Genomic DNA, 15,223 nt, shown 5'->3' on the forward strand with positions numbered 1-15,223 from the left:
ACGAGTATGTATACTTGTACGATTTTTTATTGAACTATTTCAGAGTTGAATATAAACAACTGAAATAGTTCTTTATTTTGCTATGTCTTTCGTTTCATTTCAATTAATTTCTCTTTCGCTAATTCAACGGCAATCGCATCATCTAAATAGCCAATTGGAAAGAGATAGTCGGGAATAATATCTGTCGATAATATGAAATAAAGTAATGCGCTCCCAAGAACTGCACGTTCTTCTTTTGAAATGGTTTCATTACAAAATTGTTGATACATATCTGTTAATTGTTCAATAAAAGGACCAGCACTATCAATTTGCTCTAATTTGCTTGCAAAACTGTCATGAATACGTTTTTCGCCTTCTGTTGTCTGGGCATAGCGTTCGTAATTTTCAAGTTCTTGTTTTACGCGAGTTGTAGTGTAATCGAAATCGAATGAGTTAGAGGATTGTAAAGTTTGCTGAATGGTATCAAGAGATGTGTACATATCCGTTTTTTCTTTATTAATGTGAGGAGAATCAGGGTACATTTCATCAAATAACAATTGGGGTGGAACTTGAAGACATTCTGCAAATTTTTGTAGATGTTTTTGTTTTGGCGGTTGTTTGCCATTAATAATTCTTGAAACTGTTGCAGGATCAATATTTGTAAGTATTCCTAGTTGGCGCATAGATAAGGCGCGTTCTTTTAAAAGTTTTTTTATTAATTTGCCAAGCCGATCATTCGGGTTTTCATTAGCCATAGTGTAGGCACTCCTTTTTTAGTATTGAAAAAATATTGAGCATTTATTACAAGTATATGAAACAGACAGGCACAGTTGCTCAACATTTTCATAATATGCATTGAAAAGTGAGAAAAAGGGGTGACTATTTATGAGTACAGTAGGCTTATTTTCAATTTTTTTAATCGGGATCGCTTCTAATTTAGATAATGCAGGTGTTGGAATTGCATATGGCATTCGTAAAATTCGTATTTCGTGGTTTAACAATTTTATCATCGCATTCTTTGGATTTTTATTTACTTTACTAGCTGGATTTTTTGGAAACTGGATTGCGTTATTTATTTCAGAGTTTACAGCAAATCTGATTGGAGCAATCGTTTTAGGGGTAATCGGTGTGTTTATTTTGTGCCAGCCTTTCTTGGGTCAAAAAAATACTGCAGGTTCTAAAGATGGTAATGTACTTATGGGCATTTTACGTAATCCGGAAAAAGCAGATTTTGATGGTTCTAAAACAATTAGTTTCTCAGAAGCAATTGTTTTAGGAGTTGCGTTGTCTATTAATAATATTGCAGGTGGATTTGATGCAGGGGTAACAAATTTAAATCTTTGGCTTACAGCGACTATTTCTGGGGTGTTTAGTTTTATTTGTATTAGTGGTTTTGCGTATGTAGGAAAACGATTTTTAGCAGAATACTTAGGGAAATGGGCGACAGTTATCGCAGGACTATTATTAATTCTTATTGGGATCGATCAGTTGTTGTAAGGAGAGTAGAAAACAAGGTTCGAGTATTTCCTTGGAAATACAGCAAGAGATTGCATATATCGACGTACTTTTCTCCATACTAATACGGATTTCTTTTAAGAAAGGGGGATTTGTATGGGACGCGGGAAAGCATTTGATCATAAGAAAAAAGGGCATGATCATCAACCACCTAAAGGTGCGTTCATTCATAAAGATGTAAATGAACATACTTTGGAAGAGGAAGAGCTACCAGTAAATATTGAGGCGTATAAAAATAGTTTAAAAAAACATTAAAAGCACCTACATAGGTGCTTTTTTACCGTATATCTTCAATTAATTGTTCGGATTCTTCATGCATACTGTACTCACTTAATACTTGAATGCAAAGCCACTTTAATTCCTCAATCGTATGCTCAAGTTCTTCAGGAAGCACATGATAAATGTCTTCAAGTCCCATCCCGAAATGAATAAGTTCAAGTACTTGATCATCGATGTTCCGATCCATTAATAATTCAAGTACTTCTAAATTGAATATGTATCGGTGAGCTTCGTCGAGTGAAACAACTTTTAACTTCAAGCTTTCTACAATACTCAATATAAAAAGAAGGATTGTTTTTTCAAGAACAGGTTGTTTTCCCATTTGAAATATTAGTTTCATCTTTCACACCTCCACATATAGCGCTAGGTTGTACTATATTATTCAGGAGGGGGGAACAAATATGCATGATATAGAGAAACTTTCAGCACTGTTTTTGTAAGAGGATTGATAACTGACAAAAGTGAGGTTTTGGCGAAATAAAAAATCCTGCTAGTATAGCAGGATAACTCGCGATTAAAAAATGCTCCAACCTTCTTGAGCAGAAAGAAGTTCAAGAATTTTAAAACCGGCAATACTATTTCCGTTTGCATCTAAAGCTGGTCCGAAAATACCGATTCCCATGTCTCCTTTTACGCAGCCAAAAATACCACCGGCTACACCACTTTTTGCAGGAATACCAACACGAATTGCAAATTCACCAGATTCGTTATACATACCACATGTGACCATAAATGTTTTGCAAATTTTTGTAATATGCTTAGGGATAATTTGTTTTTTCTTATATGGATCATATCCATCCATTGCAAAAATTAAGCCGATACGTGCTAAATCGATGCAGTTTACTTCAACTGCGCATTGACGAGTATATAAATCCATAAGTTCTTCAATATCACAATCGATAATTCCGTTTTGTTTCATATAATAACAAAGTGAACGGTTTAGGTAAGCTGTCTCTAGTTCTGAATCGGCAACTTTAGAGGAATAATTAATAGTAGGATTATCTGTTATTTCACGTACAAAATGAAGAATACGTTCCATTTTTTCCTCGTTATCTTTTCCTGCTAGCATGCTTGTAATAGCTAAAGCCCCTGCATTTATCATTGGATTAAGGGGTTTGGATGGACTTGTCGTTTCTAACTTAATAATAGAATTAAATGGGTCACCCGTTGGTTCCATTCCAACTTTAGAAAATACATATTCTTCACCACGGTCTAAAAGGGCAAGGGCAAGTGTAATTACTTTGGAAATACTTTGAAGAGTAAATAGTGTTTGTGAGTTGCCTGCATGGATATATTCTGTTTCTTTATGGAAAATGGCAATCCCTAAATCGTCTGGATTTGCATTTCCTAGTTCGGGGATATAAGTAGCAAGTTTTCCTTTTTTCGTATATGGTTTTACTTGTTCTAACAACTGTTGTAAGTTGTTTGTTTCAATGCACTGCATAGTACCAACGCTCCTATTTTGAATTAACTAAGTTTACTTTTCCCGATATGCTCGGAAATAAATAATAACATGAAAAAGTGGAATGATAAAACGAAAGTTCAATGTGCTATAATAGGTCTTTCGTTTCGAGTATTCTGTATTTTAAAAAGGAGAATTTTCCTTTTATATAACAGTTTGGAAATAGGAGATTTATCCATAAAAAGTTCAGAAATAAAAACTACACATCTATACAACTATATGTTATTATGGTTATGTAATAGAAAGCGTTTTCTAAAGCGTACTTATAATGATAACGATTTCATAAATTTGATTAGGGGGAATTAAAATGTTGCAGTTTTTACAACGTATTGGTAAAGCTTTAATGCTTCCGATCGCAGTACTACCAGCAGCAGGATTATTGCTTCGTTTAGGGCAACCAGATGTATTTGATATTCCTGTTATGGCACAGGCCGGCGCAGCAGTTTTTGATAACTTAGCACTTATTTTTGCAATTGGTATTGCAATCGGTCTTTCAGTGGATGGTAGTGGTGCAGCAGGTCTTGCAGGTGCAATTGGTTATCTTGTTATGAAAAATAGTATTGATGCGCTTAGCAAAGGGTATTCAACTGCTGAATTACAAGATAAATTGGGTAAAGTCCAAGATTTAATAGGTAATAGCGCAAATGTAGATCCATCTAAGCTTGCGGATACAATGACACAAGTATCTAAGGCTGCTGAATTATCGACTAAAGTAGATATGAAGGTTTTAGGTGGTATTATTGTCGGTGTTATAGCGGGACTTCTTTATAATAAATTCCATAAGATTAAACTTCCAGAATGGTTAGGTTTCTTTGCTGGAAAACGTTTCGTCCCAATTGTTACATCAGTTGTGATGCTGATATTAGGAATTCTATTTGCACAAATTTGGCCAACAATTCAAAATGGTATTGATGCATTAGCTCATGGAATTGTTAATTTAGGTGCAATTGGTTCAGGATTGTTTGGTTTATTAAACCGTTTATTAATCCCAATTGGTTTACACCACGTAATGAACACATACTTCTGGTTTGTATTTGGGGACTTTACAAATGCAGCAGGTAATGTTGTTAATGGTGATATTGCTCGTTTCCTTGCCGGAGATAAAACAGCGGGTATGTTTATGACTGGTTTCTTCCCAGTTATGATGTTCGGTTTACCAGCAGCATGTTTCGCGATGATTGCAGCTGCTAAACCAGAAAAGCGTAAAGCAGTTACTGGTATGTTAGCTGGTCTAGCATTAACTTCATTCTTAACTGGTATTACAGAGCCTATTGAATTCTCATTCATGTTCTTATCACCAGTATTATATGGTATTCATGCTGTACTAACAGGTCTTTCTTTATTTATTACAACATCACTTGGCATTCATGATGGTTTCTCATTTAGTGCCGGTGCAATCGATTACGCTTTAAACTTCGGTATTGCAACAAAACCAGTCTTACTAGCAGGTATCGGTTTAATTTACGCAGCAATTTATTTCATAGTATTCTACTTCTTAATTAAGAAGTTCGATTTAAAAACTCCTGGTCGTGAAGATGATGATGAGTTAGTTGAAGATGGTGATGCACCAGTTGCAGGTTCAATTGGTGAAACTTACGTAGCAGCTTTAGGTGGAAAAGAAAACTTAACTGTTATTGATAACTGTGCAACACGTCTACGCTTACAAGTAAAAGATGCTGGTCAAGTAAACGAAGCAGCGTTAAAACGTGCTGGTGCGAAAGGTGTTATGAAATTAAGTAACACGAGTGTCCAAGTTATCGTAGGTACAAATGTTGAATCTGTTGCCGATGATATGAAAAAACACGTATAACTAATACGATAAGAGGATATCCGAAAAGATTGATGACATCAATTTTTTAGAGGATATCCTCTTTTTTGTTAATAATTTAAAGGGAATCTTACTTTTGTAAATTTTCTTTTTCTTTTTTGTACATATAGGTTGGTAATATGTGCAGTGCGTGATAAAGTAGGGATGATATAGAATGGATTATCCATAATCTACTAAAATAATTCTTTAGTAGACGAATTAAATTATTGTTGAGTAAGGGGAAAAAAGCAATTATGGATCAGGAAAAAAATAATGCGAATAGGGAAGCACGTCGGCCGATTGTATACATAAAAAGAACAATTATTTTCGTCTTACTACTATCACTTGTATATTTCATGTATACAAAAATTGTTGCGCATAATAAGAAAGAAGAAACTTTAAAAGCGGCAGCAGAAATGAAGAAACAAGAAGAGCTAAAAAAGAAAGAAGAAGAAAAAAAGAAGCAAGAAGAACAAAAACAACAAAAACAAAAAGAGCAGGAAGAACAAGTGAAGCAAGCGCAAGCTGTGGAGAAGCTTACCGAGGGACCACCTCAAGAAATTAATGAAAACGCTCAATTGGACCAGTATTTACAAAACGCAGGATTTAGTGGTACGGCTGTTATTGTGAAGAATGGAAAAGTTCTTTTAAATAAAGGGTACGGCATGGCAAATAAAGAGCAGCAAGTACCAAATAATTCAGAGACAACTTTTTATATTGGCTCTATTTCAAAGGCGTTTGTGGCAACCGCTATTATGCAGTTGAAAGATCAAAATAAATTACAAGTAGAAGATACTGTTGCAAAGTATATTCCAGACTTTCCTCAAGGTAATAGTATTCAGCTAAAACATCTATTAACACATACATCAGGGATTCCCGAATATGAGCAGGGAAAAGAAGATATTTCTCATGAAGAACTGATAAAGCGGATAGGAAATCAAAAGCGTATTGGTGGTCCAGGAGAGAAGTGGAAGTATTCTGATTCGAATTACTCTATACTTGCATACATTGCCGAGAAGGTAAGTGGACAGTCGCTCGAAGAATATATTAAACAACATATTTTTGCTATTGCGGGTATGAAACATTCTGGTTTTGGCACAGCGTTAGAACAAACAAGATTCCCATCAACGGGTTATAAAATAGTAAATAATAATATGACAACACCTAATATTCCGAGCATGTCACAACTATATGGTTGTGGTGATATATACACAAGTGCGCATGATTTATATTTATTTAACGAAGCACTATTCTCTGGTAAATTAATTTCAAAAGAGAGTTACGATCAAATGTTTACGGGTGGAAAAAAGGATTACGGGTTTGGATGGTACGTAGACCCAGGAAGCTATTCGAATCACGGTGTAATGCCAGGATGGAATTGCTTAAACGGATTTAGTAAAAATGGTAGTGTATATGTTGTTTTATTATCTAACATTCAAAATAACATTAAATCATTTGGTAAAGTGAATAACGACATTTATTCGATATTGCGGAATATTGAAGTGTAAGAAACTATCCTTTTGGATAGTTTTTTTTATGCCTTGAACCAAATATTTCTTTTAGAAAATGTATGTCTTACCTATCACAAAAATATCTATTTTGTATACATTAAGATGTATGGATGTGAAATTTTATAATCTAAAAATAATAGGAGGAGAAGTGTATGTGTCTGTTCAGAAAATATTGGCATAAATTATCGAGATTGGTTAATAGGCAATTAGATTATTTTTTAGATAATAAGTTATTACCTGCTGTGGAAAGACTTTTATTTTCACAAAACTTCGCGAGATTTATTCAAAGAAATTCTAAGCAAGCTACAGAGGAATTTATTGAATCAAGTAGATTTCAATCTATTATTTGTAACATTTTAAAAGAATGTAATACATCACCATTTAAAGAAATTGCAGAGCAGTATTTGGGTAAAAACGTAGAAATTACTGTGACAGTTGGACAGTTAACGGGTGTGATTGTAGCGGTTGGAGATGATTTCTTAACACTGCGAGAAGGAATAGGAACAGAAGTTTTATTACCATTTACAAGTATTATATCAATTAAAGAAGCGTAAGAAAGGAGAGTTATATATGTTATTTACTGATGAATTACGTAACCATGTTGGGGAACTAGTGCAAGTTGTGACAGCTGTAGAAATCATTGCAGGCGTTCTTTTATCTGTGACGGATGGGGCAGTAATTGTTCGTACTTCTCCTTCTTATGGACCACCAGAAGATGTAGTTGTACGTATTCCTATTATTGCTTATGTTCGCTTGGAAGGGTAAGAGTGATGCAAGTATGAGAGTGTCAGTTGTGATTCCAGTGCATAATGAAGCAAGTACTTTATCAAAAGTTTTAATAGAAGTAAGAAAGCTCGAACCATATGAAATTATCATAGTAGATAATGGATCGACAGATGGTACGAAAGAAATAGCGCTACAGCATAATTGCCGTGTGATTTATTATAGATATTCCCTTGGTAATGATGTGGGACGGGCAATTGGTGCTAGAGAAGCAAAAGGTGAAATTGTTTTATTTTTAGATGGCGATATCGTCATGAAAAGTGAAGAATTATACAATTTTATTAAAGGAATACAGCAAGGACATGAGATTGTTTTAAATAATTTAACATGGTCCGTTTATTTGAAGATGAGACCGCATTATACGACGGTTGGAAAATATATGTTAAACCGTTATTTGAACAAAAAAGAGTTTGTTGTAGGATCTTTAATTGCGATACCACATGCGATAAGTCGTGAAGTGATTGAAAAACTAGGATGGTGGAATTTAGCGGATCCAGCACTATTTCAAGCGATGGCGATGTCTAGAGGAGTAGATATTTCTGATATGGCTTCAGTTGATGTCATTTACACAAATAAAGTTCGTCCTGTCCATACGGGCACATCACCTGGCTCTCCTTATCCGAAAGCGACTAGTCGTATTATGGGTGATCATTTGCGTGCTTTACAATACGTAATTGAAACATACGGTAATCGCGGTGATTTTTCAGAGGACAATAGAGATAGAGAGTTTGTAGGAAAGTATAAACCAGTTTTATTACAAAAGAAAAAAGCGAAATATAGTGCCATTATCCCGGTATCAGAAGAGAAAACAACTATAAGGTCTGTTATACAAGAAGTGAAAGAAGCAGGTGTAGATGAAATTATAGTTGTCGCGAATGGAGCAGATGTTGAGACTGTTAAACAGGCAAAGCTAGAGAATGTTATTGTTGTTGAATTTACGAAGGCGCTTGGACATAATGTAGCACGAGCAATAGGGGCCATGCATGCTACGGCAGATATTTGTTTATTCGCTGATGGTGATTTTGTTATTCCAGCAAAAAAACTCACTCCATTTTTACATGCTGTTGAAGATGGAAATGACGTGGTGTTAAATGATTTACAATGCTTATTAGATATGTTTCATCCAGCAGATCCAATTAGTATGGGAAAATACTTTTTGAATTTGGTAGCGAAAAGACCAGATTTATGGAATAACTCACTAACTGCTGTACCACATGCCATTCATAAGAAGGTAATAGAGAAAATAGGATATGACTCCCTTATCATTCCGCCATTAGCACAAGTGAAAGCTATTTTAGAAGGATTCTCTATTACAGCAGTAGAGTTAGTAGATGTTATAAAAACAAATCGAGTACGTCCAGAGCAACACGAATTTGTAAATGGACGTATTTCAGCATTTGATCGTATTTTCGGTGATCAAATTGAGGCGATTGCGTATTTATTACAACGTACGGACGAACGCGGTGGCTTTACTGATGGAGATAGAGATAGAGATATAATTCAACAATTGAGAAGGGAAGAAGAGAATACAAATGAATAGTAGTAAAGTAGCTATTATTGGGTTAGGGTATGTTGGCCTTCCTTTAGCAGTACATTTTGTAGAAAGAGGGCATACAGTACTTGGATTAGATAAAGATATTAGAAAAATAGATTCAATTATAAAAGGAGAAAGTTATATTCCGGATGTTTCTTCTAAAGAGTTACAAAGTTTATTGACCAAAAAAAAATTAACAGTAAATACACCGGATCAAGGCATTGCTGATTTTCAAAATAGTGATTATGTTATTGTCACTGTCCCGACTCCAATTAATGAACAAAGAGAACCAGACTTAAGTGCCCTCATTTCAGCTTCGCATTATATACAACAAAACCTTCAAAAAGGACAAACCTTCATTTTTGAAAGCTCCACATATCCAGGCACACTTGAAGAAGTCATCCTACCTATTATTTCTCAAAATGGTAAAAAGGTAGGTGAAGATTTCTATATCGGATATTCCCCTGAGAGAATTGATCCAGCAAATAGTCAATATTCAGTTCAAGTTATTCCAAAAGTTATTAGTGGACAAACAGAAAAGTGTAAACAAAAAGTACAGGAGTTGTATAGCACTACATTTGATGTAGTTGTTCCAGTTAGTTCTCCAAAAGTAGCGGAAATGTGTAAGTTATTTGAAAATATTCAGCGCCTAGTCAATATTTCCTTAGTAAATGAGTTAAACACACTATGTGAAAGTTTAGGAATTGATTTTTATGAGGCGCTTGAAGCCGCATCTACAAAACCATTTGGATTTACCCCATATTGGCCAGGACCAGGAATAGGAGGACATTGTATTCCAGTAGATCCTTTATATTTCCAATGGAGAATAAAAAAGAATGGGGAAATTAGTCAATTAATTGAGGCTGCACATGTGATTAATGAAGAAATGCCAGAGAAAATAGTCCGGAAAGTAAAAAGTGTGGTGCAATCACCTGCAATGGTGTTAATTGTAGGGATTGCGTATAAAAAAGATGTAAATGATTTGAGAGAATCACCAGCGTTACCGATTATTCAGTTATTAAGAAATAAAGGATACGAGATAGAATATCATGATCCTTATATTTCTTCCGCGGAAATGGGAGATAAGGTGTACCAATCTGTTTCTTTAGATGAAGAAAAAGTTAAAAAAGCGGATTGTATTTTAATTTTAACGGATCATTCAAATATTGATTGGAAGCTTTTTAAAGGAATGGATCAAGTAATAGATACACGCGGGATCGTAAAGAAGGTGAGTAAATGAGTAAGAAATGTTTAATTACAGGTGGGGCCGGATTTATCGGGTCGCATTTAGCTGAAGAGTTGATGAGAAGAGGTTATGAGGTCACTGTTGTGGATAACTTTTATAAAGGTAAAAATAAGTATCATAAAGAGTTAATGAAAGAAATCCGTGTTATTCCAATAAGTGTTTTAGATAAAAATTCTATTTATGAATTAGTAGATCAGCATGATGTCGTGTTTCATTTAGCAGCAATTTTAGGTGTGAAAACAACAATGGAAAAAAGTATAGAGCTCATAGAAACGAATTTTGATGGGACGAGAAATATTTTACAAGCAGCGTTAAAAGGAAAGAAGAAAGTAGTTTTTGCTTCTACTTCAGAAGTATATGGTAAGGCCAAGCCGCCTTTCTCTGAAGAGGGAGATCGATTATACGGGGCAACTTCTAAAATACGCTGGAGTTATGCAGTGTGTAAAACATTAGAAGAAACATTATGTTTAGGATACGCATTAGAAGGTTTACCGGTAACGATTGTTCGTTATTTTAATATTTATGGTCCAAGAGCGAAAGATGGTCCGTATGCAGGGGTAATCCCGCGATTTATTAGTGCGGCACTGCAAGGAGAAGACATTCTCGTATATGGAGATGGAGAGCAGACACGTTGTTTTACGTATGTAAGTGATGCGGTAGAGGCAACGATTCGAGCGATGGATGAAAAGGTAAATGGTGAAATTATTAACATAGGTTCTGAGAATGAAAAGAGTATAAAAGAAGTAGCAGAAGTAATTAAAAAACTAACGAAATCTTCTTCGAAAATTGTCCAAGTTCCTTTCGAAGAGGTATACCCACATGGATTTGAAGAAATTCCAAATAGAAGACCGGATGTTGCGAAATTAAGAGAACTTGTTCAGTTTCAAGCAGAAGTAACGTGGGAAGAAGGATTGAAAGAAACTATTAAGTGGTTCCGTGAAGAAAATAATGGCTAAGTCACTATCGGTCATTATACCTGTATGTAATGAAGTTGAAACGATTTCAGATGTTATCCAATCGGCAAAAGGATTAAATCCAATAGAGATTATTGTAGTAGCAAACGGTTGTAACGATGGTACAGAAGAGGTTGCTGATCGTTTAGGGTGTAAAGTAATCAAGCATACGGAGCTACTAGGGAACGATGTTGGCCGTGCGGTTGGCGCAAAACACGCGATAGGTGATGTATTACTATTTATAGATGGTGATTTTGCTATTCAAACTTCCAAATTACAATTATTCCTGAATCCGATTTTACATGATCAGACCGACATCGTTTTAAATAACTTGGATGCATTATTTTTAAAAAGGCAAAAACCCAATTCTATTACAGTATGGCGCCAAATATTAAATGCAATGTTAGAGCGTGAAGAATTAAAAATTGATTCCTTATTAGATGCACCTCATGCGTTGACGAAAGAAGTCGTTCAAAGCATTGGATATGAAAGCTTTGTTAATCCTATTGTCGCTCATTTACGCCTAGTTCAAAGTGAATGGAGAATTAGTCGGCATTGTGCAATTGACGTTATTACGCCAAATAAATTTCGGCCGACCGAGCATGCTGCATATGGCACGGGTCTGTCGCAATCTGAAAAACGGATGATAGGTGATCATATAGAAGCTGTAGCGGAGCGAATAGTAGGTAGTGATGAGCGCGGAGGATATTATGATGGAAATAGGAAAAGGGATAGTGTCTATCATACTCTAGATTTCGAAGATTTTTATCAAGGATGGGGCATTACATCTAAATTGTATAAAGGAAAGCAATTATCAGTCATTATTCCTGTACAAGATGAAGAGAAAACAATTGGAAATGTTATAGATGAACTTCGAAAAATTGAACCTTTTGAAATTATCGTTGTAGTAAATGGCTCGTCTGATCAAACCGCAACGATTGCAAAAGAAAAGGGAGCAACAACAATTGTATATAAAGAAGCACTTGGAAACGATGTAGGGCGTTCACTTGGAACTTACTTTGCAAAAGGCGATATTGTGTTGTTTATAGACGGTGACTTTGTTATCCCGGCTAGGGAACTATATCCTTTCGCAAAAGCTATTGCAGATGGAATGGATGTCGCATTAAATGATCTAAATCATTATTTAGATTTAAGAGTACCGCTTCATCTTGTAACTGCATTTAAATATGCATTAAATTTAGCTTGTGATAGAAAGGATTTAGGGGTAGGATCACTTATTGCGGTACCTAATGCATTTAGCCAAAAGTGTTTGAAAGCAATTGGGTATAAATCTTTATTGTCACCTTGTGTAGCACAAGTGAAGGCTCTTCTTTCTGGATTTGAAATTGCATGTGTATATCATGTTGAGGTTGATAAGATGAACCGTATTCGTCCCAGTGAACATTTCGCAAAAATAGGTCACCCTCCAGCTGTACTTCGAATTATAGGTGATCATATAGAGGGACTAGAGCAAATAATTGCATTAACAGACAATCGTGGCGGATTCTATGACGGCAATAGAAAAAGAGATGTTTTAGAGTAGTAACAAAAAAAGTGTACAACATATGTACACTTTTTTGTTCTGTTATAAAAACTATAACAGATTAGGAGATAAGAGTATTACAGCTCTACAATGGGTATTGTTCTTATATTACAAAATAGGACTCGTATATAAGGGTACCAAAAAAATACAATTAAGGAAAGGGTTAATTATAAAGACTTTTAAGTGAAGTTAACACTATACATATAGTAGTTTGCTCAACATTTCACAAACATGTCACAACTGTTTCGTTCACTTTCGCAAAAAAGTAGTATTCTAAGTGTGTAAGCTGTTATATAAAAAATCTTAGTCCTGTACTAATCAAAAATGGAGGAGATTAGGATGACTCAAGTATTAGAAAATGTTAAAAACGCATGGGAAAACTTTAAAGGTGAAAAATGGAAAGCTGAGATTGATGTTCGCGATTTCATTTTAAATAATGTAAACGTTTACGAAGGAGATGAATCTTTCTTAGCGGGAGCAACTGAAGCAACGAAACAACTTTGGGATCAAGTAATGGATTTAACAACAAAAGAACGTGAAAACGGTGGCGTTCTTGATATGGATACAAAAATCGTTTCTTCTATTACATCACATGAACCAGGATATTTAAATAAAGATATTGAAAAAGTAGTCGGTTTCCAAACTGATAAACCATTTAAACGTTCTTTACAACCATATGGTGGTATTCGTATGGCGGAACAAGCTTGTGAATCTTACGGATACGAAATGGATAAAGAACTTAGTCGTATTTTTAGAGATTGGAGAAAGACTCATAACCAAGGTGTATTCGATGCTTATACATCAGAAATGAGAGCTGCTCGTAAATCAGGTGTTATTACTGGTCTTCCAGATGCATACGGACGTGGACGTATTATCGGTGACTACCGTCGTGTAGCATTATATGGGGTAGATCATTTAATTGAAGCGAAAAAAGCTGATTTAAATTTAACTGGCGGTGTAATGAGCGAAGAGACAATGCGTTTACGCGAAGAGTTATCTGAGCAAATGCGTGCACTTCAAGAGTTAAAACAAATGGCTGCTGCTCATGGTTTTGATATTTCTAAGCCAGCAACAAATACGCAAGAAGCATTCCAATGGTTATACTTCGCATATCTTGCAGCAATTAAAGAGCAAAACGGAGCTGCAATGAGTCTTGGACGTACTTCTACATTCTTAGATATTTATATTGAAAGAGATTTAGCAAATGGTACTTTAACAGAAGAAGAAGTACAAGAAATTGTGGATCACTTCATTATGAAATTACGTCTTGTGAAATTTGCAAGAACTCCTGATTATAATGAATTATTCTCTGGTGACCCAACTTGGGTAACTGAGTCTATCGGTGGTATGGCATTAGATGGTCGTTCATTAGTAACAAAGAACTCATTCCGTTTCTTGCATACATTAGATAATTTAGGACCAGCTCCAGAACCAAACTTAACAGTTCTTTGGTCTAAACAATTACCACAAAACTTTAAAAACTACTGTGCAAAAATGTCTATTAAAACATCAGCAATTCAATATGAAAATGATGACATTATGCGTGCTGATTACGGCGATGACTACGGAATTGCTTGCTGTGTATCTGCAATGAGAATTGGTAAACAAATGCAATTCTTCGGCGCACGTGCAAACTTAGCAAAAGCATTACTATATGCGATTAACGGTGGTAAAGATGAAAAATCTAAAGCACAAGTTGGTCCTGAGTACGCACCGATTACTTCTGAAGTATTAGATTATGAAGAAGTTATGCATAAGTTTGATATGACAATGGAATGGTTAGCAGGCCTGTATTTAAACACATTAAATGTTATTCATTACATGCATGATAAATATAGCTACGAACGTATTGAAATGGCACTTCATGATACAAATGTTCTTCGTACAATGGCAACAGGTATCGCGGGTCTATCTGTAGTGGCAGATTCATTAAGTGCAATTAAATACGCAAAAGTAAAACCAATTCGTGATGAAAATGGTATTGCAGTTGACTTCGAGATTGAAGGAGATTTCCCTAAATACGGTAACAATGATGATCGTGTAGATGAGATTGCTGTAAATCTTGTAAAAACATTTATGAATAAACTTCGTAAACATAAAACATACAGAAATTCTGTTCATACAATGTCAATCTTAACAATCACATCTAACGTTGTATATGGTAAGAAAACTGGTAATACTCCAGATGGCCGCCGTACTGGAGAACCATTTGCACCAGGTGCGAACCCAATGCATGGACGTGATACAAAAGGTGCATTAGCTTCATTATTATCTGTGGCTAAATTACCATATAAAGATGCACAAGATGGTATTTCTAATACATTCTCTATTATTCCGAAAGCACTTGGTAAAGAAGATGATGTACAAGTACGTAACTTAGTATCAATGCTTGATGGCTATGCAGTAAAAGAAGGTCACCACTTAAATATTAACGTATTTAACCGTGAAACATTAATGGATGCAATGGAACATCCTGAGAAGTATCCACAATTAACAATTCGTGTATCTGGTTATGCTGTAAACTTTATTAAATTAACTCGTGAACAACAAATTGATGTAATTAACCGTACAATGCATGAAAGCATGTAAATGAAAAAAAGTGTCCCTTCGT

14 protein-coding genes and 1 pseudogene are annotated in these 15,223 nt (G+C 35.1%); 12 read left to right on the forward strand and 3 right to left on the reverse strand.

Annotated elements, in window-relative coordinates; translation table 11 throughout:
- Window positions 1-80: 80 nt before the first annotated feature.
- Window positions 81-734 carry a DUF1232 domain-containing protein gene (locus BAQ53_RS02190; protein WP_001262778.1) on the reverse strand — a complete coding sequence of 218 codons (654 nt, stop codon included), beginning with the start codon at window positions 732-734 and terminating at the stop codon, window positions 81-83.
- Window positions 735-864: 130 nt separating this feature from the next.
- On the opposite strand from BAQ53_RS02190, the gene ytaF reads away from it, so the two are divergent.
- Both ytaF and BAQ53_RS02200 read left to right on the forward strand, forming a co-directional pair.
- Entirely contained in the window at window positions 865-1,476 is a 612-nt protein-coding gene (ytaF, locus tag BAQ53_RS02195; protein WP_000108731.1) for a sporulation membrane protein YtaF, read from the forward strand.
- Window positions 1,477-1,590: 114 nt separating this feature from the next.
- On the forward strand, window positions 1,591-1,749 hold the full coding sequence (locus BAQ53_RS02200) for a hypothetical protein (RefSeq protein ID WP_000532409.1): 159 nt from the start codon (window positions 1,591-1,593) through the stop codon (window positions 1,747-1,749).
- Window positions 1,750-1,771: 22 nt separating this feature from the next.
- Here the strand turns inward: BAQ53_RS02200 and BAQ53_RS02205 are convergent, their stop codons facing one another.
- Window positions 1,772-2,113, reverse strand: a complete 342-nt coding sequence (locus BAQ53_RS02205) for a DUF3969 family protein (RefSeq protein ID WP_000766604.1) — start codon at window positions 2,111-2,113, stop codon at window positions 1,772-1,774.
- A gap of 174 nt (window positions 2,114-2,287) precedes the next feature.
- A complete protein-coding gene (glsA, locus tag BAQ53_RS02210) occupies window positions 2,288-3,217 on the reverse strand; it encodes a glutaminase A (RefSeq protein WP_001149850.1) in 930 nt (309 codons plus the stop codon).
- Window positions 3,218-3,286: 69 nt separating this feature from the next.
- Between glsA and BAQ53_RS26410 the strand changes: the two are divergent.
- The 10 genes and pseudogenes from BAQ53_RS26410 to pflB all read left to right on the forward strand — a co-directional run bounded on the left by BAQ53_RS26410 (window position 3,287) and on the right by pflB (window position 15,201).
- Window positions 3,287-3,401 (forward strand): annotated as a pseudogene (locus BAQ53_RS26410) (transcriptional regulator).
- A 141-nt stretch (window positions 3,402-3,542) separates the two neighbouring features.
- The gene (nagE, locus tag BAQ53_RS02215) at window positions 3,543-5,045 is read left to right on the forward strand and encodes an N-acetylglucosamine-specific PTS transporter subunit IIBC (RefSeq protein WP_000938892.1); all 1,503 of its coding nucleotides are present in this window, start codon (window positions 3,543-3,545) and stop codon (window positions 5,043-5,045) included.
- Between the two features lie 251 nt (window positions 5,046-5,296).
- Entirely contained in the window at window positions 5,297-6,550 is a 1,254-nt protein-coding gene (locus BAQ53_RS02220; protein WP_000371847.1) for a serine hydrolase domain-containing protein, read from the forward strand.
- A gap of 155 nt (window positions 6,551-6,705) precedes the next feature.
- Window positions 6,706-7,107 carry an LSm family protein gene (locus tag BAQ53_RS02225; protein WP_208906453.1) on the forward strand — a complete coding sequence of 134 codons (402 nt, stop codon included), beginning with the start codon at window positions 6,706-6,708 and terminating at the stop codon, window positions 7,105-7,107.
- Window positions 7,108-7,123: 16 nt separating this feature from the next.
- Window positions 7,124-7,318: an LSm family protein gene (locus BAQ53_RS02230; RefSeq protein ID WP_000899469.1), complete on the forward strand. Its 195-nt coding sequence runs from the start codon at window positions 7,124-7,126 to the stop codon at window positions 7,316-7,318.
- 13 nt (window positions 7,319-7,331) lie between these two features.
- Entirely contained in the window at window positions 7,332-8,876 is a 1,545-nt protein-coding gene (locus BAQ53_RS02235; RefSeq protein WP_208906454.1) for a glycosyltransferase family 2 protein, read from the forward strand.
- Window positions 8,869-10,110 carry a nucleotide sugar dehydrogenase gene (locus tag BAQ53_RS02240; protein ID WP_208906455.1) on the forward strand — a complete coding sequence of 414 codons (1,242 nt, stop codon included), beginning with the start codon at window positions 8,869-8,871 and terminating at the stop codon, window positions 10,108-10,110. Before BAQ53_RS02235 ends, BAQ53_RS02240 begins: the two co-directional genes overlap by 8 nt.
- Entirely contained in the window at window positions 10,107-11,072 is a 966-nt protein-coding gene (locus BAQ53_RS02245; RefSeq protein WP_000037019.1) for a UDP-N-acetyl-alpha-D-glucosaminuronate decarboxylase, read from the forward strand. Before BAQ53_RS02240 ends, BAQ53_RS02245 begins: the two co-directional genes overlap by 4 nt.
- On the forward strand, window positions 11,065-12,612 hold the full coding sequence (locus BAQ53_RS02250) for a glycosyltransferase family 2 protein (protein WP_002181881.1): 1,548 nt from the start codon (window positions 11,065-11,067) through the stop codon (window positions 12,610-12,612). Before BAQ53_RS02245 ends, BAQ53_RS02250 begins: the two co-directional genes overlap by 8 nt.
- A 339-nt stretch (window positions 12,613-12,951) precedes the next feature.
- The gene (gene pflB / locus BAQ53_RS02255; RefSeq protein WP_000195482.1) at window positions 12,952-15,201 is read left to right on the forward strand and encodes a formate C-acetyltransferase; all 2,250 of its coding nucleotides are present in this window, start codon (window positions 12,952-12,954) and stop codon (window positions 15,199-15,201) included.
- Window positions 15,202-15,223: the final 22 nt, after the last annotated feature.

It is taken from the genome of Bacillus sp. B25(2016b), from assembly GCF_001679765.1.
GTDB lineage: Bacteria > Bacillota > Bacilli > Bacillales > Bacillaceae_G > Bacillus_A > Bacillus_A thuringiensis_K.

What these genes read in the sequence shown, in the direction of transcription:
- BAQ53_RS02230 (WP_000899469.1), top strand. Translation starts at nt 7,124, where the DNA reads ATGTTATTTACTGATGAATTACGTAACCATGTTGGGGAACTAGTGCAA.
- BAQ53_RS02250 (WP_002181881.1), top strand. Translation starts at nt 11,065, where the DNA reads ATGGCTAAGTCACTATCGGTCATTATACCTGTATGTAATGAAGTTGAA.
- nagE (WP_000938892.1), top strand. Translation starts at nt 3,543, where the DNA reads ATGTTGCAGTTTTTACAACGTATTGGTAAAGCTTTAATGCTTCCGATC.
- BAQ53_RS02245 (WP_000037019.1), top strand. Translation starts at nt 10,107, where the DNA reads ATGAGTAAGAAATGTTTAATTACAGGTGGGGCCGGATTTATCGGGTCG.
- BAQ53_RS02190 (WP_001262778.1), bottom strand. Translation starts at nt 734, where the DNA reads ATGGCTAATGAAAACCCGAATGATCGGCTTGGCAAATTAATAAAAAAA.
- BAQ53_RS02240 (WP_208906455.1), top strand. Translation starts at nt 8,869, where the DNA reads ATGAATAGTAGTAAAGTAGCTATTATTGGGTTAGGGTATGTTGGCCTT.
- ytaF (WP_000108731.1), top strand. Translation starts at nt 865, where the DNA reads ATGAGTACAGTAGGCTTATTTTCAATTTTTTTAATCGGGATCGCTTCT.
- glsA (WP_001149850.1), bottom strand. Translation starts at nt 3,217, where the DNA reads ATGCAGTGCATTGAAACAAACAACTTACAACAGTTGTTAGAACAAGTA.
- BAQ53_RS02235 (WP_208906454.1), top strand. Translation starts at nt 7,332, where the DNA reads ATGAGAGTGTCAGTTGTGATTCCAGTGCATAATGAAGCAAGTACTTTA.
- BAQ53_RS02225 (WP_208906453.1), top strand. Translation starts at nt 6,706, where the DNA reads ATGTGTCTGTTCAGAAAATATTGGCATAAATTATCGAGATTGGTTAAT.
- pflB (WP_000195482.1), top strand. Translation starts at nt 12,952, where the DNA reads ATGACTCAAGTATTAGAAAATGTTAAAAACGCATGGGAAAACTTTAAA.
- BAQ53_RS02220 (WP_000371847.1), top strand. Translation starts at nt 5,297, where the DNA reads ATGGATCAGGAAAAAAATAATGCGAATAGGGAAGCACGTCGGCCGATT.
- BAQ53_RS02200 (WP_000532409.1), top strand. Translation starts at nt 1,591, where the DNA reads ATGGGACGCGGGAAAGCATTTGATCATAAGAAAAAAGGGCATGATCAT.
- BAQ53_RS02205 (WP_000766604.1), bottom strand. Translation starts at nt 2,113, where the DNA reads ATGAAACTAATATTTCAAATGGGAAAACAACCTGTTCTTGAAAAAACA.